Source organism: Flavobacterium endoglycinae (assembly GCF_017352115.1).
Lineage (GTDB): Bacteria > Bacteroidota > Bacteroidia > Flavobacteriales > Flavobacteriaceae > Flavobacterium > Flavobacterium endoglycinae.
On record NZ_CP071448.1, the window covers coordinates 3514132 to 3537561 of the forward strand.

The following is a 23430-nucleotide window of genomic DNA, read 5'->3' on the forward strand; positions in this document are numbered from 1 at the left end:
TAGCACAATCCGTTAATGTTATGATAAACTCCCGTTTTTAGGGTATTCCGCCGTTTTATCTTCGTAAATTTAGAGAACAAATTTAAATACCTAATAAAATGGCACTTTTAGAAAATAAAGTAGCTTTTGTATCTGGCGGCGGTTCAGGAATTGGACGTGCCGTTGCAGAAGCCTACGCTCGAGAAGGAGCAAAAGTCGTAGTTTCGGATATTAATGTGGAACACGGTGAAGAAACCGTAAAAATTATAAAAGATAGTGGCGGAGAAGCTTTTTTTGTAAAAGGAGATTCGTCGAGTGCAAGTGACAATAAACATATGGTTGAGGTTACCGTTTCAAAATACGGCCGACTTGATATTGCGTGTAATAATGCAGGTATGGGAGGTCCGGCGAAACCAACTGGAGAATATGAGCCAGAAGCTTGGGATCGTGTAATTGCATTAAACTTAAGTGGTGTTTTTTATGCCTGCCGCTATCAATTAGAACAAATGGAGAAAAACGGAGGAGGAAGCATTGTAAATATTGCCTCTATTCATGGTCAGGTTGCAGCTCCGCTTAGTCCTGCTTATACGGCTTCTAAGCATGGTGTTGTAGGATTAACCAAAAATATTGCGGCGGAATATGCTCAGAAAAAAATCCGTTGTAATGCAGTGGGTCCAGGTTATATTGAAACCGCTTTATTAAAAGATAATCTTAATAGTGATGCCATGAATGCCGTGGCAGCAAAAGCACCAATGAATCGTTTAGGAACTTCTGAAGAAATTGCCGAATTGGTTACTTTTTTAAGTTCTGACAAATCTTCCTTTACAACCGGAAGTTATATCATAGCCGATGGCGGATATACAGCAGTGTAAAGAAAAAATAGTATCAAATATGTCGAAAGCCGTCTGATTTTTCAGATGGCTTTTTTGTTTTTAAAGGTGATCTATTATTTGCAATAGTGTTTTTTCCTGTTAATTTAAAATGCTGTTTGTTTTTTTGAAAGAAAATATAAATGCATTCTCAGACAGCATAATTTCTATCATTTATCGCAATTGGAAAAGTGGTGGATTTATTTTTCTGACACTTTTTTATAAAATACCTTACAATTAATTTATGTTTTTACAATATTCTCTTAACTTTAAACGAGATAAATTTGAATTCTAAAAACTCTATTCTACAACGTATGAAAAACAATTACTCTTTTCGTCATTTAATGACTTTTTTAGTTTTTTTTTATTGCTTCTCTTTACATTTAAGTGCGCAGACCATGCCCGCTGCTCAAAATCTGCCTTATGCGCAGAATTTTGACGGATTAGCAGCAAGCTCTACAACTTATCCAGCAGGTTTTCAGGGTTGGACAGCTGCCACCGCTCCAAGCGCTTCTTTTAATACCAATGGAATTTTAGTAGCCGACAGAGCTTTGGTTGCCAATAGTGGTGCAAGTACAAATAGTGGAAATTTCCATAATTATAATGGGAAAATTGGTTTTCTAAACACAGGTTCACTAGACTTAACAATTGCTCTTGCTGTTAATACAACAGGACAATCTGCTATACAAGTTCAGTACGATGCAATGACTATTCGTAATCCTTATGACGGGACAAATAATACTCGTATAAACGAAATGGTTTTACAGTATAGAGTAGGCACTGCTGCGGCATTTACAACTTTAACAGAAACTGTTTATTCTAATAATACTACATTACAAACGGGTTCAGGAGTTACTACGCCGCAAAATCCTCAAACTATATCAATTACACTTCCAGCAGAATGTGAAAATCAGCCTGTAGTGCAGCTTCGATGGATTTCAAGACAAGTTTCTGGAGCAGGATCTCGTCCTTCATTTGCCATAGATAATATTACAATAGGAAGCGATGTTGATGCGCCAGTAAATGTTGCAGGTTATCCAAAAGCCGATAATATTTTATCTGAAAGCTTTGACTTTATTAATAAAATCAACGAAATCGGAAAAACGTATTTTGTATTACTTCTGGGAGGAAGCGCAGCTCCATCTGCAGCTCAGGTAAAAGCGGGGCAAGATGCAACTGGAACAGCAGCGTTGCAATCAGGATTTTTAGATATTACAGATGCTTCTCAAGAATATATAAAAAACTTTGCTGGACTAGCCTTAAACACCACTTACTCTGTTTTTTCTGTTTCAGAAGATGCTCATGGCAATGTACAGTCGGCTGTAGTTAAAGTTGATGCGACTACTTCAAGTGTTGCTATTCCTTCTATCACGACAACTGAAACTTCTTTAGATTTAGGTTTTTCTGAAGTAAATTACGATTCAGAAACTTTAAGTTATCAAATTCAGGCCGCTAACCTTACCAATGATGTTATAGTGACAGCTCCTGCTAATTTCTCAATCTCAAAAGATAATACCACCTTTTCTTCATCATTAACTTTCGCTGTGGCTGATTTTGCTTTAAATGCTTCTCAAACCGTTTACGTGAAATTTATTCCAGATGCACTAACCAGTTTTTCAGGGTCAATTACAAATGAATCTACTGGAGCTGCAACAAAAACAATTGCTTTAACAGGAACAGGAATTAATCCGTATGTTCAAAACTTCAACGATGCAAATGTTTTAACAAACAGTGGATGGACGCAATATAATGCAGCTGGAACTGTAAACAAATGGACTTATACAACTACAGCAAGAAACGTAAACAGCGCTCCAGGTGCAGTTTTAATGAATGGATATTCTGACAATGGACCAAGTAAAGATTGGTTGATCTCACCAAAATTACGTTTGGATAATTTTGGAGCATTTCCATTGTTATCTTTTTATTCACGTAAATTTTATGCAGGACCATCTTTAAAATTAGTGGTTTCTACAGATTACGATGGGAAAAGCAATCCGGAAACAGCAACATGGGTAGAATTAAACGGTAATTTTCCAACGGTAACCGGAACTTACACACCGTCACAATATATAGATTTAAGCGGTTATAAAACCAGTCATACCTATGTGGCTTGGGTTTACGAAACAACAGCTGGTGGGACAAACAATGCATCTGAATGGTCATTTGATGATTATGCGATTACAAATGAAATAGGTTATGTAGATGCTAATCCCGTTTTGGATTTTGGAGACGTAAGTCCAAATGCACTTTCTGCTAGCCAATCTTTTATTTTTAAAGCAGAAGGTTATGGAGATATTACGATTTCTGCTCCAGCAGGATATCAATTATCATTAGATAATACGACTTTCCAATCAAGTGTAGTAGTTGATGCTACAGATGCTGCTAATAATAAAGTGGTTTATGTAAGATTTGCTCCAACAACTAAAGAATTGTCTATTACAGGAAAATTGACGGTTACAGGAACTTCATTAAACAAACAAATTGGTTCTCTAACTGGATCATCTTTACCAAAAGCAGATACTTTTGATGTAGTAACCTATAACCTAGAATTCTTCGGAACAGATGTAAAAGGAACAGACGGAGTAGAATTTGGCCCTGTAGATGATGCATTACAAATTGAAAACGTTGCTAAAGTAATGAATAAACTAAATGCAGACGTTTACGTGGTTCAAGAAGTTTCGGATGATCCTTCAATTGATATTTTAATTCAGAAAATCAATGTAAACGGAAAAACATTCGACAAAACAATATCAACTTCTTGGTCGTATTCATTTCAAGCACCAGATCCTAATTTTCCTCCTCAAAAATTAGTCGTGCTTTACAACACTCAAACCACTACGGTAAAAAATACACGCGTAATGTTCAAAGAATTTTACGATGAATTACGTGCCGGAACCAAAACATTGGCGAATTATCCTGGCGGTAACAGCAGTAGTTTTTTCTCTTCAGGACGTCTTCCATACATGGTAACAATCGAAACAAATATTGCAGGAGTTAAAAAAGAAATCAAATTGATAGACCTTCATGCTCGTGCTAACAGTGGTTCAGATCTTTCTCGTTACAACATGCGTAAATACGATACACAAGTGTTGAAAGATAGTTTAGATGCAAATTATCCAAACGCTAATCTAATTATTTTAGGAGATTATAATGACGATGTAAAAGCTTCTGTAATTGCAGGGCAACCTTCATCTTATGAAAGTTTTGTAACCGATACAAACAACTACAGCGCGCTTACTTTAGGAATCAGCCAAGCTGGTGCTTACAGTTTTTTAAGTTCAGGCGGATTCTTAGATCATATCATGATTTCTAATGAACTTAACGACGAATATATTGCCAATTCGATTGCAGTGTATGATCCGCGAAATGATATTGCTAGTTATACAACAACGACTTCAGACCACGGACCAGTTATTGCGCGTTTCGAATTAAAAGAAGATGTTTTATCAACACCAGATTTTGGGGTTAATAACGGATTCTACGTGGCATCTTTCCCAAATCCAGCGTATGATGTTATAAATGTTGCGGTGAAAACCAATGACAATAAAAATCTTAAATTGAGACTTTACGATATCAACGGACGTTTGTTAGGAAACCCAATCGAGATTAAAAGCAGTCAGGAACTTTCAAATACGGTGCTTTCTGTACGCGACTTATATCCGGGACTTTACGTTTATACGTTATCTGAAAACAATAAAGTGGTTTACAAAAACAAAGTGCTTAAAAAATAATCTTAACAATTTAAATACATAAAAAAGGCAGTTTAAATTTGAACTGCCTTTTTTGTTTTTTATGCGAATATTTTTTTCAATTCTTTTAAATCAATATTGCTTTGATCTGTAAAGAGAAAGAAATAATCTAATTGCCATTTCTGAGTTTTTTGTGCTTGTTTGCTTGTGGTTTCATCCCAAGGCGGATACACTCTTGTCGCTCTGATTCCTTCTTTATTTTGAGTAGAAAAAATGCCTTTTTCTAATAATGCTTTCTTCGGAAAAATAAATTGTCCCCAATTTTGATCTTTTCGAACATTGACAATCACAAAATCAATATCATCAGAATGATCAAAAGGTTCAATACTTCCTTTTTGATTGCGTTTCCATAGAGTAACGAATTGTCCCGTTTTGGTTGGAGTGATTTTCGCTTCTCTGTAACAAATATTTTTATGGTTTAACACAAAACGATATGCACTATATTCTTCGCTTTCAGTTTCTTTTTGCAACGAAGCTGGCTGTAATTCGGCTTTATCAAAAACAATTTCTCTGCTTAATAATAAATCAGATGAAGCAATAGCAAAATTCATAAAAAATCAATTCTAAAATTTTTCTGAAAATTACTACAAATTAACTTTAGAAAGAAACATTTAGACCAAAATTAAATCCCCATTGAAACTGGTTGAAAGACTGGCTGTTTAATGGATTTATGTAATAATTCATTGCAGGTTCTACAAAAACATTTGTTTTTTTGTACACGCGATATTGCAAAGTACTGCTTAATGTAGAACCGTAAACATAATCTTTTGCACTTATATTTTCTCCAATAGAATGTCCGTCTAAAGCCACATTATTCGAAATAAGTTTACCAACAAAACCTCCTGTATTAATATTGATAGTCGCTTTATTTCTGTTGAAAACAGAATACGAAACCTCTAATGGCATTTCGATATAACGAAGACTTTGATCCAGATTACCACTTTGTACATCATCATTTTTAAATGCCTCTTTGGTAGTATTTGAAATAAGTAAATATTCTGAACTGCTTACAATTTGCTTAGGTTGTGCAGGCGAATCATAAACATTGCTTGGTGCAATTAGAGCAAAGTTTCGAGCGCTTAAATACGATACATTAGCCACGCTTTGACCTAATTCATTGACTTTTAAACCAGAACCTACAGCCCACTTTTTGCTGATCTTATAAGTAGTCTTAACTCCGTAGGTATTAGATTGCTTAGAATCGTTTGAACTGCCCAGCGTTTTTTCATTTTTATAATTTTCAGAATTGTTAATTCCGGCAAAAACCGCAACAGCCCATTTATCTGTTTTAGCGGCTAATTTTTCTTCAATATTCTTTTTGTCTTCCGGCGTTAAAATTCCTTTTTCAAGATTATGAAGTTCTGCAAGCTGAATAGAATCTTTGTGGCTTAATACATCTTGCTTTTTATTTATTGAATTTACATTCGGAAAAGAAGAAGTACTTTTTGAGTTTTCTTTTTGAACTACACTAGCCATTTCTCTGCTTTCAATGGCATTTTGAGCAGTTTGCTTTTCGATACTTGATTTTGCTGCATTTTGATTTCCGGTTAAAGGAATAAACGCAAGTGCATCATTATTTTTTGGGTTTGAAGCTTTTTCAAAAACAGAATTTGAAAATTGGTTTTTAGAAGCCTCATTGAATGTTTTCTTTTTTCCAGAAGAAAATGTTTTTTCGGCAAGTACCTTATCTGCATTTCTTTTTTCAAGATCGGCTGATTGAGTTTTTGAATCAAAATTAAAGCTGTCAGATCGATTTGGGACAAAAGATTTAGCAGCAACCTGCTTAGATTTAGCAGTTTTAGAATCGTTGTATTGATTTTTAGAAGTCTGGTCGAAAGCATTTCTTTTAGCCGAAGAAAATGATTTTTCTGCAACGGTTTGATTAGAAACGCCTTTTTTAGAATTCAAAATCTCATTTTTTGAAACCGCATCAGGTTTATTTTCTTGAGCTGAAACAATTGCCTTTTCAGCCGAAATTGAGTTGTTGAAATGGTTTTGTTGTTTTTTTGAATCGAAAGTATTTTTAAGTTTAGAACCAGTTTGAGCATTAACTGATTCCTGTGTTTGGTTTACTTGGTTTTGGTTTGATTGATTACTAGTTTTTTCTGATGATGAAACCTGGCTGTCATTCATAAGCTGTTTTTCCAGTTCTGCCTCTTTAGTTTGAGCATCAGATGCAGCTGGAATAGATCTTTCATGATCTTTTTGATCAAGAACAATAGTATTTTGGTCTAAAACATTCGGAACAGTTGTTTTAGTTTCAGAGTTAGAAGTAAAATGCAGAACAGAAGGAAGTAATAAGCCCAATAACAAGCATGCTGCCGCCGACCACCAAAGAACTGCTCTTCTTTTCTTTTTTGGTTTGTCTAATTTTTCTTCAATTTGGCTCCATAATTCTGGAGGAGGAACACTTGAGAAGTCTTCCATTGATGAAAAAATATCTTCTATTTTTTCCTTCTTCATGCTGTTTTAAAATTTTTTATGCTCAATATTCTCTTTTGCAAAATATGCTTGGCCCGATTTAAATTTGATTTTGATGTTCCTTCAGAGATTTTTAATAAATCGGCTATTTCTTTGTGCTTCATTTTTTCAAAAACGTAGAGGTTAAAAACCGTCCGGTATTGATCGGGTAAATCCCTAATATATTCCAGTAATTTTTCCTGATCTATCGAAATGACTTCGAGTTCTTCCTCCTCTACAAAATCAGTATCGGGATCAAAAACATCCAAAAAGAAACTCTCTTTTTTCTTCTTATTTAAGGTTTCGATAAGTTTGTTGATAAAGATTCGTTTTAACCATCCTTCAAAACTTCCTTCAAACTTATATTGGTTTATTTTTTGAAAAACAATGACAAAGGCTTCTTGAAATACATCTTTGGCATCATCTTCATTTTTCATATATTTTAAGCATATACCATATAAAACAGGAGAGAACAACTGATATATTTTCAGTTGTCCTGCTCTGTCATTTTTCATGCATTGCTTAATATATTTTTCTAAATCGTCTTTCAAAAAATGAATTAATTTTGGTTTTGCAAAAATAGTTTTAATAAGCTTACAAAAGAGGCTTTTGTAAATACTTTTAACAGCATATTTCTTTGTTAGTCTTTGGTTGTCAGTGTTTTGTTTCTTTTTAAACACATAAGACTAATGATTTTTAGACGATTATTTTAAGCTTGTAATTTTATCTTTAACAGCTTTTTTAAACGCTTTTACCTCAGCGCTTTGATCTGCTGTATCGTTGTTGTCAATATAAATTTTTGTTATACTTGTGCCTTGGCGTAGTTCAAAATAAACTCCTCCCTGACCTGCAGAATCTGGTGTTCCGTATGTTTTAGTCTGACCTTTTAAAGCTAAAATCTCAGCAGGAACAGTTTTTAAGAATAAAGTATATTCACTTCTTTTAGTTTTAGCAGTATATTGATATTGCCCAAAATCATACATTCCAGCTTTTACATTTAGAAATTTCAAAATGTTGAAATCATTAATCTGAAAGAAATTTTGGCAATCAGCTCCTGTACAACCAGCATTGAATGTTCCAATTACAATATTATCTGGGCTTTCATTTGTTCTGTTGAAAAGTATTCCTTTACTAGTTTTTGGAATAACAATAAAATCGGATGGGTAGGTTGGCGTTTGCGTTACATTTTCTCCTGTTAATGGTGCTTTTTCATAGAAATTGATTACAATTTCGCAGTTGTTCTCTACGATTGAAGTCATTTTTATAGCATAACCATTTGTTGGTTTTGCTCCTGCGAAAATTCCAATTATAAAATTTTTAGAGAAATCAATGTTAAGATCACCCGAAGCAGGACAAGTACTTTCATGCTTTGTAAAATAGGTTTCCAGTTTTTCCTGAGAGTTTATCACAAGCGCAGTTGGAGTACTTGGCAGTGTTTTTACACTATAAGTGCACAAAAGAGGAATACCAGTAAAAGGAAGTTCAGCATTAGTTCCGCAGTTTACATTTGGCAGATCATCGTTTCCAAGTGAACAAGCAGCAATTCCAAAAGCTACAAATAAGCACAGCATTAATTTTTTCATGATACTATTTTAATAGGTTATACTCATGTAGATGACGACTTATTGAAAAGGTTGCGTAAAAAAAGAAAGAATTATTAAAAAATGTTCGTTTAATTTAAAATCCTATAGTAATTCGTTATTTTTTAATTTTATAAACTTTCAACTCTGTATTATTGTGTACTTTTATTTTAAAATAAACTTAAATATGATAGATTTTCTTCCGGTTTTATTGGCTTTTGTAATCGCTTTACTAATAGGTATATACTTAGGAAAACTGCTGTTTTCGGCTCGATTTCAATCAGAGAAAGTAAGTTTGGAAGAACGATTGCAGGCAAATGCCAATCAAATGCAGTTGCAGAAAGAACAATTTGAAATGGAACGAAATAATTTTCAAAAACAGTTTCAATTAGTCAATTCTGAAAAAGAAAATATCCGTACCGAAAAAGATAGTCTTGCCATTCAGCTTTCGAAAAAAGAAGTAGATTTTGAAAACTTATGGGAACGTCATAAAGAACAAAAAAGTGAGATAAACGAGCTTCAAGCTAAATTTACCAAAGAGTTTGAAAATCTGGCCAACAAAATTCTCGAAGAAAAGTCGGCTAAATTCACTGAACAGAATACCTTGAATATGAAAAGTATTCTGCTTCCGTTGCAGGATAAAATTCAAGGGTTTGAACAAAAGGTGGAACAGACACATAAAGAAAGTATTGATTATCACGCCGCTCTCCGCCAGCAGATTATTGGTTTAAGCGAAATGAATGCTCAAATGAGCAAAGAAACCTTGAACCTGACCAAAGCTTTAAAAGGCGATAGTAAAATGCAGGGAAACTGGGGCGAGTTGGTTTTGGAACGCGTTCTCGAAAAATCAGGTTTAGAAAAAGGACGCGAATACGAAGTACAGCAGAGTTTTGTGAACAGTGAAGGAAATAGGGTTTTCCCGGATGTTGTAATCAATTTGCCAGATGGAAAGAAAATGATTGTCGATTCGAAAGTTTCGCTGGTTGCTTATGAAAAGTGGGTCAATGAAGAATCTGAACTATTAAAAATTGAATTGCTCAAGGAACACGTAATTTCCATAAAAAGACATGTTGAACAATTAGGAAGTAAAAATTACCACGACTTGTATCAAATAGAAAGTCCGGATTTTGTTCTGCTATTCATTCCTATTGAACCTGCTTTTGCCATTGCCTTAAACGAGGATTCAACTTTATACAATAAAGCTTTTGATAGAAATATTGTTATCGTAACGCCAAGTACTTTATTAGCAACTCTGCGAACGATTGACAGTATGTGGACGAATCAGAAACAGCAGGAAAACGCTTTTGAAATTGCGCGTCAGGCCGGAGCACTTTATGATAAATTTGAAGGTTTTGTAGTCGATTTGGTCAGAATTGGAAACAAAATAAAAGACACAAAATCAGAATATGAAAATGCGATGAATAAACTCGTTGATGGAAAAGGAAATTTAATTTCCAGTGTAGAACGATTGAAAAAGATGGGAGCCAAAGCTAAAAAATCACTTCCAGAGAATATTATCAACAGAGCTTTAAACGCAGATGAAACTGAATTATTAAATTAAATTGCAACACATAGGCATATAGAAGTTGAGATTGACTAAAAGGCGTTATTTATTAAAATAGCATAGATAGGTGACAAACTAGTTTCTTTCTTTTTACTCTTTTCACAAAAATCTAATCTATGTTTCTATGTGTTGATGCATATAATTAATCAAAAATACCAAAAACAAAAACATGACATTAGATTACAAACCCGTTTCATCATCAAAAATTAGTATTTCAGAACTAATGCTTCCTTCGCATACCAATTTCAGCGGTAAGATTCACGGAGGTTATATTTTACAATTACTTGACCAGATTGCCTTTGCTTCGGCATCAAAATTTTCAGGTAATTATTGCGTAACCGCTTCTGTAGATACCGTGAACTTCTTAAAACCAATTGAAGTTGGAGAACTGGTAACGATGAAAGCCTCTGTTAATTACGTGGGAAGAAGTTCAATGGTTGTAGGTATTCGTGTTGAAGCAGAAAACATTCAGACAGGTGTAATAAAACATTGTAATTCGTCTTATTTTACAATGGTTGCCAAAGATAAAGATGGTAAAAGTGTACAAGTTCCAGGACTCATTTTATCTAATCTTGAAGAAGTCCGCAGATTTAGAAAAGCGATTAAACATATAGAAGTCCGCAAAGAAATTGAAGAACACGAAAAAGTAACTACAGTAAGTTCAATCGAAGATTTGGCCAGTTTAGATAAATACAATGTTCTTTTAGAAATCAGCTAAGTATTCTTATATTTAGTTTTTAAACTCATTAAATTTAGAAAACATGGTAAAATTTGGATATACAATTTTATACGTTGATAATGTCGAAGAATCGATTTCGTTTTATGAAAATGCTTTTGGTTTTTCGAGAAAATTTGTCTCGCCAGATAACGATTATGGAGAATTAATTACAGGAGAAACCACACTTTCATTTGCTTCAAAAAAATTGGCAGCAACTAATTTAAAAGATGGTTTTATAGAAAGCAGTTTAGAAGACAAACCTTTTGCAATAGAAATTGGTTTTATTACAGATAATGTACCGGAACTTTTGCAAAAAGCAACTTCTTTTGGGGCAGTTATAGTTGCAGAACCGGTAGAAAAACCTTGGGGACAGATTGTAGCATACGCAAGAGATTTAAATGGATTTTTAATTGAGATTTGTACAGAAGTAACTTCTTAAGAATTTCTCTAATAAAGGTATAAATGCAAAACCTATATTTTAAACCTTATTTTCTTCTATAAAATTTAGTTGTAATAATTTAAAATATGGGTTTTTTAAACCAAACGAGATACTTTTCTATTAGTGTTTTATCCTTTTAATAAATAGAAGAATTTAGGTTTTGGATTTTTTTCAAAACATGAAAAATTCACAAACATTTGGCAAAATTCTGGAAACCATTTGGTTAAAAAATCGTAACTTTAAGTATATGTTTAACCAATAAAAATTCACTGAATACTGCCGTTCCATTTTTATAAATTAATCTGATTTTTAGAATAATTTTTTGCTTTCTTTTTAAAGAATAAAAATAGAATGACATAATTGTTTAACTGTAGACGATTATGAAAACAACTACTTTATTATTTTTACTTTTTACTACTTTTTCTGTCATTGCCCAAGATAAGTTTTTTACTAACACAGGGACAATTAACTTTGAAGCGTCTGTTCCTTTGTTTGAGGAAGTCAAAGCTGTAAATAGACAAGTTGCCATACTTTTAGAACCAAAAACAAGTACATTTATCTGTACTGTTGTTATCAAGGATTTTCGTTTTAAATTAGATTTAATGCAAGAGCATTTCAACGATAATTATATGGAAAGCAATCGTTATCCTAAAGCAATATTTAAAGGAAAGATTGAAAAATTTGATTTGAAAGATCTTAGCGAACAAGAAAAAGAATATCTGATAAAAGGCAAACTAAATTTACGCGGAAAATCAAAGGAGATTATTGTGAATGCTTTAATTAAGAGAGTTCCAGAAGGAATTCAAGTTATTTCAGATTTTCCAATTGCGATATCCGATTTTAATATTAGTATTCCAGAAACTATTCTGGGTAAAATCGCAAAAACAGCCAATACAGAGCTAACGGGCGTAATACGAAGCGATGATACAATGTTAACCTTGAAGTAAGCTTACTTTAGGCAATTGATTAACGCTTTTTCTAAATCAGTACATTGAAATTCAAATCCGGTTTTTTGTATTTTTTCAGATGAAACCCTTTGCCCAGTTAAAATAGCTTCACTCATTTCTCCTAAAACAATTTTAAGAATAAAAGAAGGAGCTTTAGGAAGCCAGATTGTATATCCGTACAATGATGCCAGTATTTTGGAGAATCTCGAATTGGTAGTATTGTCTGTTATAGCAGCATTGTACGGGCCATGCAATTGATCGTCAGTAACTGCTTTGCAGTATATCTGACATAAATCTTCAATATAAATCCAAGGGAGATATTGTTTTCCTGTTCCTAAAACAGCGCCAAAACCGGCTTTAAAACTGGGTGCCACCTTTTTCATAAAACCTTCATCTTTTCCTAAAACAATTCCGGTTCTGATTTTAACGGTTCGAATGCCTAAACTTTCAATAGTATCTGCGGCATTTTCCCAAACCTGACAGGTCATGCCTAAAAAGTCATCAGCAGGAGGCGTTTCTTCGGTACATATTTTATGACTTGTAACCGCACCGTAAATTCCAATTCCCGAAGCAGAAATAAAAGCGTTAAGTTTTTTATCATGCCGTTTTAAAACAGAATGAATCAATTCAACTGGTTTTACGCGGCTTTCTGCTAGAACTTTTTTTCGTTTCTTCGTCCATCTTTTTTCTACTATTCCTTCTCCTGCAAGATGAATGATATAATCTGCATTAAGAACGGCATTTTCATCGATATAATCTTTGTTTAAATCCCATTTATAGTACGTTACACGTGGTGTGTTTTCTCTATCAGAACGGCTCAAAACAGATACAGAATATCCCGCTTCGATAAGAACATCAGTTAAATGTTTTCCAATGAAGCCAGTTCCGCCTGTTAATAGAACATTTTGAGTCATAATAGTTTATAATATATTTAACAGTGTCTAAGGTTTTGTTAGTAGTAAAGGTACTTAAACAATGTTTACCTTTATACCAAATTCTAAATTTTAATAAAATGGCATCTAAAAAGAAGGTAATTACCAAAGATGAGATCGTTTCAAAATATATGGAAGAAGTGTTAGAAAAAGGACAAAAACCAAAATCAGTGTATCATTTTGCCAAAGGAAATGATTTTACTGAAGCCGAATTTTACTCTTTTTTTGGAACACTAGAAGGTTTAGAAAAAGAAATATTCCGACTGTTTTTTGAAAATACTGTAAATCTGCTTCACTCCAACGAAGAATATCAACAGTATGATATGAAAAACAAAATGCTGAGCTTCTACTTTACTTTCTTTGAGATTTTAACTGCTAATAGAAGTTATGTGCTTCAATCGCTTAAAATCGACAGAAATCCACTTAAAAACCTAGTTCAGTTAACGACACTGCGAAATAGTTTTAAAGAGTATGTCTCTGAAATTTTAACGGATGATTACAGATTAGAACAAGAAAAATTGCAGAAGTTTCAAGAAAAAGCCATTCAAGAATCGGCTTGGCTGCAATTGATGCTGACAATTAAATTCTGGATGGAAGACGAATCAGCCGCTTTTGAAAAAACAGATATTTTTATTGAGAAATCAGTGAATGCATCATTCGAACTCATGAATGTAGCACCAATGAATCACTTAATTGATTTAGGAAAGTTTCTTTTTAAAGAAAAAATATACAGCAGACCATGAAAACCATCGATTATATTCCAACTTCAAAAATAGAAAGAGCCGGAAAACTAGTTCAAACCGGAGCCAAAATTGGGATAAACTATGTAAAACATTATGCTGAAAAAATAGTAAATCCTGATTTGACCCGTGACAAATTAAATGAAAATAATGCCGAAGATATTTACGACGGCTTAAAAAGCTTGAAAGGAAGTGCTCTGAAAGTGGCTCAAATGCTGAGTATGGATAAGAACTTTCTGCCTCAGGCGTATGTAGAGAAATTTTCACTTTCGCAGTTTTCTGTTCCCCCGCTTTCTGCGCCTTTGGTTTTAAAAACATTCAAAAATAATTTTGGCAAAACACCGACTGAAATTTTTGATGAATTCAATCCAAATTCAGTAAACGCAGCCAGCATTGGCCAAGTGCATTTGGCTAAAAAAGGAGATAAAAAATTAGCGGTTAAAATTCAATATCCTGGAGTTGCCAACAGTATTTCATCCGATTTGGCTTTGGTAAAGCCTATTGCAATCAGAATGTTTAATCTGCAGGGAAAAGATTCGGATAAATATTTTAAAGAAGTTGAAGACAAACTGATTGAAGAAACCAATTATTTGTTAGAATTAAAACAAAGCCAAGAAGTCGTTGATGCCTGCAGTAAAATTGAAAACATCATTTTTCCAAATTATTATCCTGAATTTTCATCAGAGAAAATCATTACAATGGATTGGATGACAGGGATTCACCTTTCTGAATTTACTGCCAAAAATACAAACCAAGAAGTTGGAGATAAAATAGGGCAGGCGCTTTGGGATTTTTATATGTATCAAATTCATGTTTTGAGAAAAGTTCACGCAGATCCGCATCCGGGGAACTTTTTGGTGAATGATGAAAACCAATTAATTGCTTTGGATTTTGGTTGTATGAAACAAATTCCGGATGATTTCTATACTCCGTATTTTGAATTAATCAACAAGGATGTCATTACAGATGAAAAGCTTTTCAACGAAAAATTATTCGAATTAGAAATTCTTCGTAAAGATGACACACCGGCGGAAATTGAATATTTCACCGAAATGTTTCATGAATTATTATCGCTTTTCACCAAACCTTTTCAAAACGAAACTTTCGATTTTGCCGATGAAAAATTCTTCAACGCTATTGCCGAGTTAGGAAAACGTTTCTCAGAAGATACAAACCTTAAAAAAATGAACGGAAACCGTGGTTCTAAACACTTTATTTACATGAATCGTACTTTCTTTGGTTTGTACAATTTAATGTTTGATCTGAAAGCAAAAATTGTCGTTGATAATTATTTGAAATATTAGACTTCGAAAATTCCAAATATTTAAATTCCGAATTCCAATTTTAAAAACATAAGCCTTTGTCAAAGTTTAAACTTTGACAAAGGCTTCAGCATATTTGAACATAGCCCAAGGTTCAACCTTGGGTATACAATGTGTTCCATTCCAAGCGTTCCCAAGGTTGAAACCTTGGACTATGTTTTAGTATTGGGGTTAAAATTTTTGTCGAATTCTTAGTTCGGCCGTCCGTTTATAGCAATGACAAGATTGCGGGTAAATTTTTGGAATTTTGAAATTCATTTAATAATTCTCTTTTTGTAAGAATTTGTTTTTTTTATTTCATTTTGTTTGTATTTCGATTGTCTTCCTGAGCGAAGTCGAAGGATCGCTATGCATTGTCAATACTATATGTCCTCACTTTGTGATCCTTCGACTTCGCTCAGGAAGACAAAAAATTGCGTCTACTAATTGGAATTTGGAATTTTTAAAACTTGGAATTTTACTTAACGATTCCCTTCTTGTAAGTTTCAATCGCACGATCTCTCGCAAAAGCGTGATCGATCATTGGTTCGTTGTAACCTAAATCAAATTCAGGAATCCATTTGCGGATGTATTCTCCTTTAGAATCAAATTTCTGTTGTTGAATTTCGGGATTAAAAACCCTGAAATAAGGCGCCGCATCACAGCCAGTTCCTGCTGCCCACTGCCAATTTCCCACATTAGATGCTAATTCAAAATCTAGAAGTTTTTGCGCAAAATACGCTTCGCCCCATTGCCAGTTGATGAGTAAATGTTTGCAAAGAAAACTCGCCACCACCATACGCACACGATTGTGCATATATCCCGTTTCGTTTAACTGACGCATTCCAGCATCGACCATTGGATAACCAGTTGTTCCCGAACACCAGCGTTTGAAATCTTCTTCGTTGTTTCGCCATTGAATTCCGTCGTAATTGGACTTGAAATTATGATTGACACATTTCGGGAAGCTAAACAGAATTTGAATAAAAAATTCTCTCCAGATTAATTCGCTTAAAAAAGTTTGGTTCTTTCGATCTGCCCAGTTCACCAATTTCCGAATGCTGACAGTGCCAAAACGCAAATGAGGTGAAAGATAAGATGTACTGTCTAAAGCAGGAAAATCTCTGGTTTCTTTGTAATTTCCAATTTGTGTTAAATTGTGAGGCTGTACTTTTATTGAACTTCTTTCAAAACCAATTTCGGACAATTGGGGAAATTTGAAGCTATGTTTTGCAAAATTAGATTGAAGTTTTACAGTGTCATATTCCGAAACAGGCCCAGAAAGCTTATATTTTTCAAGCCATTTGTTTTTATAAGGAGTGTAAACAGTATACGGGCTTCCGTCGGCTTTTGTGATTTCTTTTTCTTCGAAGATTACATGATCTTTAAAAGATAAAGATTTGATGTTATTTTCTTTTAAGATAGATGAAATTGCAGTATCACGTGCAATAGCAAAAGGTTCGTAATCTTTGTTGAAGAAAACGTATTGAATGTCAAATTCTTCAATTAGGGATTTCCAAACGTCTTTCGTCTTTCCTTTTTTGATTAAAATAGAAGAATCAAGCTTATGTAATTCTGAGTTTATTTTTTCAAGCGAATCGTATATAAAAGTTACTCTGGCGTCATTTTTTGGGAGATGTTCTAAAATATCATTATCGAAAATGAAAAGAGGTACAACAGGAAAATCAGATTGCAAAGCATGAAATAATCCAGTATTGTCTTCTAAACGCAAATCACGTCTAAACCAGAATAAAGTAACTTTTTGTTTTGTCATTATTGTTTTGTTTTCTGCAGATTAAATGGATTTATTTATGCTCTAAACTTATTTTTTTTTAACACATAGAGACATAGATTTTCTTTTGATTAAAAGGTAAAAGAAAGAAACCAGTTTCTAACACATAAGCTATTTGGATATTTTAACTATGTTTGTTTATACAAGTGAAACGCCTTTTTCTCCATCTGAATTCTATGTTTCTATGTGTTTAATTTTATTTTTTATAGCAAAGATTAAAAGAATTCCAAATGATTTATTTATTCTCTGACTTGTTTTTTAACACATAGAAACATAGATATTGTTTTTCTTTTAAAGCCTTTAGAAAGAAACTAGTTCCTAACACATAGCTATGTGTATGTATGTGAGTGAAACGCCTTTTTTCTTCCTCTAAATTCTATGTTTCTATGTGTTTAAATTTTTAAGCTTTTTTAGAATTAAACAATTCTTCGATTTTGTTATATCGGTAATCGAAGATGTTTTTTAGTTTGGTTTTTACAACTAATCGATTCACGATCCGTCCTAAAATTCCGAAAGGAAGAGCATAATGAACAATGTCGGTCATTTTGGTGCTGCCGTCTTCTAATCGTTCAAAAAAGTGTTTGTGATGCCAAAGTTTGTAAGGACCAAAACGCTGAATATCTATAAAGTACTCGTTTTCTTTACAAGCTGTAATTTCCGTGACCCACGAAATTTTGATTCCAAAAAGTGGTTTTAAGGTATAGGTTATAATCTGTCCGTGATACATACGTTTGTCGTCGTAATCCTGAATTTGGAAATTCATGTTATCGAGCGTAATAGTCTGCAGGTTTTTCGGGCTTGAGAAAAAATCCCAGCATTCTTCTACACTGGCATTGATATGTTGTACGGTTACTATTTTATATAATTTCATAATCACAAATTATTCTTGAACACGTGAGCTCATCCGCTGCCGCGGAAAACATCTAATAATTTTATATTTTATAATATTTAAAGGGTACGAACAACATCCCGAAGCATTCTCCTTTTTCTTTGTTAAGGTGTTTGTGGTGAATTTTATGTGCTTTTCTTAATCCGATGAGGTATTTGTTTTTGGTGTTTTTAAACCATTTAAAGCGCTGGTGAATCAAAACATCGTGAATTAGAAAATAACACACTCCATAAAGAGTGATTCCGCAGGCAATGAAAAACAAATAGTTGAATCCGCCTTGTACACCAAGATAGAACAAGATTATACTAGGAGTAGCAAAAATGACGAAGAATATATCGTTGCGTTCAAAGGTGTTTTCGTATTTCGGTTGATGATGATCGGAGTGAAAGTACCACATAAAACCGTGCATGATGTACTTGTGCGTAAACCAGGTCACACATTCCATAAACAGAAAAACGCCTAAAAAGATTAAGAAGGAAATCATTTTACAATTATTCAAATATTAAAAGTATCATTTTGTGGATTTTGAGTTTAGCTTTATATTATAAAAGGTTAACTCAAAAGCATTTCGTTTTTTAAACACATAGAGACATATTTTTATTTTTCTTGAAAAGATTGTGGAAAGAAACTAGTTTCTAACATATAGCTATGTTATACAAGTAAAATGCCTTTTATGATTCTATGTGTTTAAATTAAACCAATTTCAATTTATAGGTTACAAAAGACTGCGCTAAAAGTCCAGCTTTTGTGTAATTCGAAACCCTGATTCTGGAATTTCCAATTTCATAATACGGTGTATTCTTCAGCTTTTTCAGCAGTTTTTTATAATATACATAAGCGGTGTAAACCCCAAATTTCGCTTCGATTGGCAGTTTTACAATTCCTTGATAAGCAATTCGGAAATCTTCTTCGATTTCATTGATGATTTGTGTTTTCGAATCTTCGTTGAAATTGTTGAGGTTAACTCCCGGAAAATACGTTCGGTTTAAAATCAGGTTGTCGTCTTTTAAATCTCTTAAGAAATTTACTTTCTGAAAAGCCGATCCCAAACGCATGGCTTCGTTTTTTAATTGTTCGTATTTATGTTCTTTTCCTGAAACAAAAACTTTTAGACACATCAATCCCACTACATCAGCAGATCCGTAGATGTAATCTATATATTCGGTTTGGGTTTGATAATTTGATTTGATAAGATCAAGTTTCATGCTTTTTAGAAAAGCTTGAACCATATCATCGGTAATATTGTATTGTTTTACAGTTTGCTGAAAAGAATTTAGAATCGGATTTAAGCTGATGCCTAATTGCATTGCTTTGTAGTATTCTTTTTCAAAATCATCAATCAGATATTCTTTTTCGTAATCATGAAATGAATCTACGATTTCGTCAGCAAAACGAACAAATCCGTAAATACTGTAAATGGCATCGCGAATACTAGGGGAAAGCATTTTTACCGCAAGCGAAAAAGAAGAACTGTAATTTTTGGTTACGAGTTTGCTGCATTTAAAAGAAACGGCGTCGAATAGTGATTTCATTTTTTAAGATCTTAAAGATTTTTGAATTAATTCAGCGGTCAGTTTTCCTGAAATTAAGGCTGGAGGAACTCCCGGCCCTGGAACGGTTAATTGTCCTGTGAAATATAAATTTCGGACTTTTTTACTTTTTAATTTGGGTCTTAAAAACGCGGTCTGCAATAAAGTATTGGCCATTCCGTAAGCATTTCCTTTGTACGCGTTGTAATCTGTTACAAAGTCATTTTTACAGAATGATTCCTTAAAGATAATGTTATTTTTAATGCTCTGCTGTGTAAGTTGCTCAAAACGAGCGATTATTTTTTCGAAATAGAGAAATCGTAATGCTGGTGTATCTTCAATTCCCGGAGCTAACGGGATCAGAAAAAATCCAGATTCCATTCCGTCGGGTGCAGCAGTTGTATCTGTTTTAGATGGGAAATTGGCGTAGAACAAAGGTTCTTTCGGCCATTTTGGATTGTCGTAAATATCGGCTGCATGCTGATTGAAATCAACATCAAAGAATAAGGCGTGATGCGAAATGTTTTCTATTTTTTTATTAAAACCAACAAAAAATAGGAGTGAAGAAGGAGCAAAAACGCGGCTTTCCCAATATTTTTCAGAATAAGCCCGATGCTCTTTTTCTAGTAACGTTTCGGTATGTTGGTAATCGGCTCCGCTTACAATAATATCTGCTTTTATAATTTCACCATTGATTAAAATTCCTATTGCTGATTTATTTTCAACTATAATTCGTTCAACAGGAGAATTCGTCTTTATGGTAACGCCCAATTCTAAAGCTAGTTTTTCCATTGCTTTTACAACATCGTGCATTCCGGTTTTGGGATGCCAAGTTCCTAAGCCGAAATCGGCGTAATTCATGAAATTGTAAAAAGAAGGTGTTTTAGTGGGTTTTGCACCTAGAAACAAAACAGGAAATTCTAAAATCTGGATCAGTTTTTCGTTTTTGAATTCTTTCCGAATATCAGCGCTTACGGAGCTGAAAAATTGATTAAGTTTTAAAGCTGTCTGTGGTGTAACTAATTCCAGCGGAGAAACTCCGGGACGGTATACCAAATCTTTTATGGCGATATCGTAATTGCTTTTTGCTTGATCAATAAACTTTTGAAGTTTTACGGCACTTCCTTTTTCAATAGCTTCAAAAGCTGATTTTATATCTTCTAAATTATCACAAATGCTAATGAAATCATTAATGCCAAAATAAACCCTGTAAGCAGGATTTAACTTTATGAGTTCGTAATAATCAGAAGGTTTTTTATTAAAATCCTGAAAGAAACGTTCAAAAACATCAGGCATCCAATACCAGCTTGGCCCCATGTCAAATGTAAAACCGTCTTTTTTAAATTGTCGGGCACGGCCGCCAATTGTTGGATTTTTTTCATAAATAGTTACTTGGTTTCCCTGCTGTGCAAGGTAACAAGAAGCGGCTAATGAAGAAAAGCCTGATCCTAATATTGCGATAGTTTTTGTCATTTGTTTAACAAATATAACAAAAACTTTAAACAAAACTTTTAAAAACGTTCCATTGTTTCTTCCATCGAGTCGAAAATATGGATTCTTTCAGGTAAAACCTTTCTGTCAATATGTTCAACCATTTTACCCATAAGCCATATTTCATTGTTATTCTGCAGTAATTTCTGCCCCATAGAACGTACGTATTGGTTGATTACATTTCGATCCGGCTGAATGGTCATGAAGGAAACAAAAGTGATGTTTTCAAAATGTTTGGTCAAATCCTGAAGGTTTTCAATAGGCATACTTTCGCCCAGATAAATGGTTTTATACCCTCTTGATAAAATTTCGTATTGCAGATATAACAAACCAATTTGATGAATTTCATTCAACGGAAGTGAAAGCACAAAAATTCGGTCTGTTTTTGTTGGTTTTTGAATCTGAAGGCTTTCGGTATAAATCAGGATTTTCTGTTTGATCAAATGGCTCATGAAATGTTCATTTGCCGGAGTTATGGTTTCTGACTGCCATAATAATCCTAATTCTTTTAATAATGGTAAAAAATGATCTTTGAAAACTTCTTTAAAAGTTTTCTCAGAAATAAGCCAGTCAAAAGTATTGAAAAACAATTCCTGGTCGAAATTCATCATTGCCATTTTAAACGAAGTAATGGCGTAATTCTGAGAGTTTTTCTTTGATATAATTTCGCGAACCAGCTGCGGAATCTTTTCTTCCGGATAGGTAGCGATCTTAGAAATTTTATAACCGTATTCGTGTAATAAGGTAATATTTAAAAGCTTCTGTAAATTTTGCAGGTTGTATAGCCTTATATTCGTATCTGTACGCATGGGTTCCAGAATGTTATATCTTTTTTCCCAGATACGAATGGTGTGTGCTTTAATACCAGATAAATTTTCGAGATCTTTTATACTGAAAACAGTTTTAATATTGTTTACCATTTTATGTAATTAAGTGAACAAAAGTAAAATAAAATCTTAAAAGCAACATTAAAACAATCTTAAAAAGAAAAGATTGTTAGAGGTTTACGATTTGGAGAATTAAACCTATATACGAATTGTATTGTTTTAAGATTTGTAAGGTATTAAAAAAAATAACAAAATGATATATTATAAAAAAGAAATGTAGTATGTGAAGATATTGAAATCAAATAATAGTCAGGATGTCTTGGAAATATTCTTTTTTACTTCTGAAAAAAAAGAACTTCTGTAGAAAAAATTAAGGAATATATTTAGGTGAAAATTCGATTATGAAAAAAGCGCAAAGTCAAAAACTTTGCGCTTTTTGTTTGAATTATTTTTAAAAATGTTATTTGCATATCGAAGCTTTATTCACAGCGGCACTTTTACTGCCAAGCTCGATTGCTTTAGAAAAATCAGCACAAGCGTTTTTCTTGTCTCCAATTTTATTGTAGGCAAGTCCTCTTAAATTGTAAGCGATATAATCTTTAGGATTTAAGCCAAGTGATGAGGTACAGTCTTCGATTGCTTCATTAAAATTTGAAAGCGTAAAGTTTACATTGGCACGACCCGTATACGCATCGGCATTCATGCTGTCAAGATCGATTGTTTTGCTAAAATCAGCCAAAGCGCCTTTGTAATCTTTTAATTTGAATTTTGCGACACCTCTGTTTTGGTAGGCTTCAACAAATTTCGAATTCATGCTGATGGCTTTGTTGTAATCGGCAATGGCGCCTTTGTGATTTCCAGCTTCGGCTTTTTTGAAAGCTTTGTCAAAATAAGCAGTTGCAGATTGTGCCCAGATCGAGCAGCTGATCATAAGAAATGATACAAGTAGTAGGTTTTTCATAAAACTAATTTGGGATTAGTGATTAATTATTCGAAAACGAATTTAAGAAAGTTCTGCTTTTTTGAAAGAATTATACGTAAAATAATTAGGATTATTTGCTGTTGAATTTCGCTTTGTATGTGGGATGCTTAAACGGGTTACTTAAAGATATTGGTAATAGTTTAGCTTAAAACAAAAAAAGGCTGAGTAAAATAAATTACTCAACCTTTTGTGACCCGACTGGGGCTCGAACCCAGGACCCCATCATTAAAAGTGATGTGCTCTACCGACTGAGCTATCGAGTCTTCATTTCTTCAATGAGGGTGCAAATATAAGGTCTTATTTTAGCTTAACGGTACTTTTTTAAGGCGAATTTTAAATAAATTTTACCTTATGGTTCTAACTGCTTATTTTGCAGTGAAATATATTTTTATTTTTTAAATGCTGATGCAGAGTTGAACTTCCTAATGCTTTTGGAATTATTATTCTCTTTTGAGATTTTTGAAACGTACGATGAAAAGAAATTTAACCTCAAAGAAAAACGGGACAAAGCAGAAAAAATCTTCTTTGTCCCGTTGCGTGACCATGGAGGGATTTGAACCCTCACGCCCTTACGAGCACCACCCCCTCAAGATGGCGAGTCTACCGTTTCTCCACATGGCCTAAAAATGAAAAAGGTCAAGT

Annotated in this window: 20 protein-coding genes and 2 tRNA genes; 8 read left to right on the top strand and 14 right to left on the bottom strand. The window is 33.5% G+C overall.

Annotated elements, in window-relative coordinates:
- Positions 1-98 precede the first annotated feature (98 nt).
- Together J0383_RS15585 and J0383_RS15590 are read left to right on the top strand one after the other, a co-directional pair.
- Positions 99-851, top strand: a complete 753-nt coding sequence (locus J0383_RS15585; RefSeq protein WP_207294922.1) for an SDR family NAD(P)-dependent oxidoreductase — start codon at positions 99-101, stop codon at positions 849-851.
- 311 nt (positions 852-1162) lie between these two features.
- Positions 1163-4579 carry a T9SS type A sorting domain-containing protein gene (locus J0383_RS15590; protein WP_207294923.1) on the top strand — a complete coding sequence of 1139 codons (3417 nt, stop codon included), beginning with the start codon at positions 1163-1165 and terminating at the stop codon, positions 4577-4579.
- 59 nt (positions 4580-4638) lie between these two features.
- On the opposite strand, the gene J0383_RS15595 is transcribed toward J0383_RS15590, so the two are convergent.
- The 4 genes from J0383_RS15595 to J0383_RS15610 all read right to left on the bottom strand — a co-directional run bounded on the left by J0383_RS15595 (position 4639) and on the right by J0383_RS15610 (position 8640).
- Positions 4639-5148: a MepB family protein gene (locus J0383_RS15595; protein ID WP_207294924.1), complete on the bottom strand. Its 510-nt coding sequence runs from the start codon at positions 5146-5148 to the stop codon at positions 4639-4641.
- A 46-nt stretch (positions 5149-5194) separates the two neighbouring features.
- Positions 5195-7060 carry a hypothetical protein gene (locus tag J0383_RS15600; RefSeq protein ID WP_207294925.1) on the bottom strand — a complete coding sequence of 622 codons (1866 nt, stop codon included), beginning with the start codon at positions 7058-7060 and terminating at the stop codon, positions 5195-5197.
- Entirely contained in the window at positions 7057-7608 is a 552-nt protein-coding gene (locus J0383_RS15605) for an RNA polymerase sigma factor (protein WP_207294926.1), read from the bottom strand. Before J0383_RS15605 ends, J0383_RS15600 begins: the two co-directional genes overlap by 4 nt.
- A gap of 153 nt (positions 7609-7761) precedes the next feature.
- Positions 7762-8640, bottom strand: a complete 879-nt coding sequence (locus J0383_RS15610; RefSeq protein WP_207294927.1) for a protease complex subunit PrcB family protein — start codon at positions 8638-8640, stop codon at positions 7762-7764.
- 184 nt (positions 8641-8824) lie between these two features.
- Between J0383_RS15610 and rmuC the strand changes: the two genes are divergently transcribed.
- The 4 genes from rmuC (at position 8825) to J0383_RS15630 (ending at position 12305) form a co-directional block, all read left to right on the top strand.
- Positions 8825-10198, top strand: a complete 1374-nt coding sequence (gene rmuC / locus J0383_RS15615) for a DNA recombination protein RmuC (protein WP_207294928.1) — start codon at positions 8825-8827, stop codon at positions 10196-10198.
- Positions 10199-10370: 172 nt separating this feature from the next.
- Positions 10371-10919 carry an acyl-CoA thioesterase gene (locus J0383_RS15620; protein ID WP_207294929.1) on the top strand — a complete coding sequence of 183 codons (549 nt, stop codon included), beginning with the start codon at positions 10371-10373 and terminating at the stop codon, positions 10917-10919.
- A gap of 43 nt (positions 10920-10962) precedes the next feature.
- Positions 10963-11358: a VOC family protein gene (locus tag J0383_RS15625; RefSeq protein ID WP_207294930.1), complete on the top strand. Its 396-nt coding sequence runs from the start codon at positions 10963-10965 to the stop codon at positions 11356-11358.
- A 380-nt stretch (positions 11359-11738) separates the two neighbouring features.
- Positions 11739-12305 (top strand): YceI family protein, encoded by a 567-nt coding sequence (locus J0383_RS15630; protein ID WP_207294931.1) that lies wholly within the window; start codon positions 11739-11741, stop codon positions 12303-12305.
- 2 nt (positions 12306-12307) lie between these two features.
- Here J0383_RS15630 and J0383_RS15635 read toward each other — a convergent pair whose 3' ends face one another.
- On the bottom strand, positions 12308-13219 hold the full coding sequence (locus tag J0383_RS15635; RefSeq protein WP_207294932.1) for a TIGR01777 family oxidoreductase: 912 nt from the start codon (positions 13217-13219) through the stop codon (positions 12308-12310).
- Positions 13220-13317: 98 nt separating this feature from the next.
- Between J0383_RS15635 and J0383_RS15640 the strand changes: the two genes are divergently transcribed.
- Together J0383_RS15640 and J0383_RS15645 are read left to right on the top strand one after the other, a co-directional pair.
- Positions 13318-13980, top strand: coding sequence for a TetR family transcriptional regulator C-terminal domain-containing protein (locus J0383_RS15640; protein WP_207294933.1), 663 nt, complete (start codon positions 13318-13320; stop codon positions 13978-13980).
- Positions 13977-15281, top strand: a complete 1305-nt coding sequence (locus tag J0383_RS15645; protein WP_207294934.1) for an ABC1 kinase family protein — start codon at positions 13977-13979, stop codon at positions 15279-15281. Before J0383_RS15640 ends, J0383_RS15645 begins: the two co-directional genes overlap by 4 nt.
- Before the next feature lie 475 nt (positions 15282-15756).
- Here J0383_RS15645 and J0383_RS15650 read toward each other — a convergent pair whose 3' ends face one another.
- The 9 genes from J0383_RS15650 to J0383_RS15690 form a co-directional block, all read right to left on the bottom strand.
- Positions 15757-17052, bottom strand: coding sequence for a cryptochrome/photolyase family protein (locus J0383_RS15650; protein ID WP_207294935.1), 1296 nt, complete (start codon positions 17050-17052; stop codon positions 15757-15759).
- Positions 17053-17470: 418 nt separating this feature from the next.
- A complete protein-coding gene (locus J0383_RS15655; protein ID WP_207294936.1) occupies positions 17471-17941 on the bottom strand; it encodes an SRPBCC family protein in 471 nt (156 codons plus the stop codon).
- Positions 17942-18002: 61 nt separating this feature from the next.
- Positions 18003-18443: a sterol desaturase family protein gene (locus tag J0383_RS15660; RefSeq protein ID WP_207294937.1), complete on the bottom strand. Its 441-nt coding sequence runs from the start codon at positions 18441-18443 to the stop codon at positions 18003-18005.
- Between the two features lie 208 nt (positions 18444-18651).
- Positions 18652-19491, bottom strand: coding sequence for a phytoene/squalene synthase family protein (locus J0383_RS15665; RefSeq protein WP_207294938.1), 840 nt, complete (start codon positions 19489-19491; stop codon positions 18652-18654).
- A gap of 3 nt (positions 19492-19494) precedes the next feature.
- Positions 19495-20961 carry a phytoene desaturase family protein gene (locus tag J0383_RS15670; protein WP_207294939.1) on the bottom strand — a complete coding sequence of 489 codons (1467 nt, stop codon included), beginning with the start codon at positions 20959-20961 and terminating at the stop codon, positions 19495-19497.
- A 38-nt stretch (positions 20962-20999) separates the two neighbouring features.
- Positions 21000-21899 carry a MerR family transcriptional regulator gene (locus tag J0383_RS15675; protein ID WP_207294940.1) on the bottom strand — a complete coding sequence of 300 codons (900 nt, stop codon included), beginning with the start codon at positions 21897-21899 and terminating at the stop codon, positions 21000-21002.
- Positions 21900-22266: 367 nt separating this feature from the next.
- Positions 22267-22767 carry a tetratricopeptide repeat protein gene (locus tag J0383_RS15680; RefSeq protein ID WP_239023083.1) on the bottom strand — a complete coding sequence of 167 codons (501 nt, stop codon included), beginning with the start codon at positions 22765-22767 and terminating at the stop codon, positions 22267-22269.
- Between the two features lie 211 nt (positions 22768-22978).
- A tRNA-Lys gene (locus J0383_RS15685) sits at positions 22979-23051 on the bottom strand.
- A gap of 275 nt (positions 23052-23326) precedes the next feature.
- Positions 23327-23409, bottom strand: a tRNA-Leu gene (locus J0383_RS15690).
- Between the last annotated feature and the right edge of the window lie 21 nt (positions 23410-23430).

What these genes read in the sequence shown, in the direction of transcription:
- J0383_RS15585 (WP_207294922.1), top strand. Translation starts at nt 99, where the DNA reads ATGGCACTTTTAGAAAATAAAGTAGCTTTTGTATCTGGCGGCGGTTCA.
- J0383_RS15590 (WP_207294923.1), top strand. Translation starts at nt 1,163, where the DNA reads ATGAAAAACAATTACTCTTTTCGTCATTTAATGACTTTTTTAGTTTTT.
- J0383_RS15595 (WP_207294924.1), bottom strand. Translation starts at nt 5,148, where the DNA reads ATGAATTTTGCTATTGCTTCATCTGATTTATTATTAAGCAGAGAAATT.
- J0383_RS15600 (WP_207294925.1), bottom strand. Translation starts at nt 7,060, where the DNA reads ATGAAGAAGGAAAAAATAGAAGATATTTTTTCATCAATGGAAGACTTC.
- J0383_RS15610 (WP_207294927.1), bottom strand. Translation starts at nt 8,640, where the DNA reads ATGAAAAAATTAATGCTGTGCTTATTTGTAGCTTTTGGAATTGCTGCT.
- rmuC (WP_207294928.1), top strand. Translation starts at nt 8,825, where the DNA reads ATGATAGATTTTCTTCCGGTTTTATTGGCTTTTGTAATCGCTTTACTA.
- J0383_RS15620 (WP_207294929.1), top strand. Translation starts at nt 10,371, where the DNA reads ATGACATTAGATTACAAACCCGTTTCATCATCAAAAATTAGTATTTCA.
- J0383_RS15625 (WP_207294930.1), top strand. Translation starts at nt 10,963, where the DNA reads ATGGTAAAATTTGGATATACAATTTTATACGTTGATAATGTCGAAGAA.
- J0383_RS15630 (WP_207294931.1), top strand. Translation starts at nt 11,739, where the DNA reads ATGAAAACAACTACTTTATTATTTTTACTTTTTACTACTTTTTCTGTC.
- J0383_RS15635 (WP_207294932.1), bottom strand. Translation starts at nt 13,219, where the DNA reads ATGACTCAAAATGTTCTATTAACAGGCGGAACTGGCTTCATTGGAAAA.
- J0383_RS15640 (WP_207294933.1), top strand. Translation starts at nt 13,318, where the DNA reads ATGGCATCTAAAAAGAAGGTAATTACCAAAGATGAGATCGTTTCAAAA.
- J0383_RS15645 (WP_207294934.1), top strand. Translation starts at nt 13,977, where the DNA reads ATGAAAACCATCGATTATATTCCAACTTCAAAAATAGAAAGAGCCGGA.
- J0383_RS15650 (WP_207294935.1), bottom strand. Translation starts at nt 17,052, where the DNA reads ATGACAAAACAAAAAGTTACTTTATTCTGGTTTAGACGTGATTTGCGT.
- J0383_RS15655 (WP_207294936.1), bottom strand. Translation starts at nt 17,941, where the DNA reads ATGAAATTATATAAAATAGTAACCGTACAACATATCAATGCCAGTGTA.
- J0383_RS15660 (WP_207294937.1), bottom strand. Translation starts at nt 18,443, where the DNA reads ATGATTTCCTTCTTAATCTTTTTAGGCGTTTTTCTGTTTATGGAATGT.
- J0383_RS15665 (WP_207294938.1), bottom strand. Translation starts at nt 19,491, where the DNA reads ATGAAATCACTATTCGACGCCGTTTCTTTTAAATGCAGCAAACTCGTA.
- J0383_RS15670 (WP_207294939.1), bottom strand. Translation starts at nt 20,961, where the DNA reads ATGACAAAAACTATCGCAATATTAGGATCAGGCTTTTCTTCATTAGCC.
- J0383_RS15675 (WP_207294940.1), bottom strand. Translation starts at nt 21,899, where the DNA reads ATGGTAAACAATATTAAAACTGTTTTCAGTATAAAAGATCTCGAAAAT.
- J0383_RS15680 (WP_239023083.1), bottom strand. Translation starts at nt 22,767, where the DNA reads ATGAAAAACCTACTACTTGTATCATTTCTTATGATCAGCTGCTCGATC.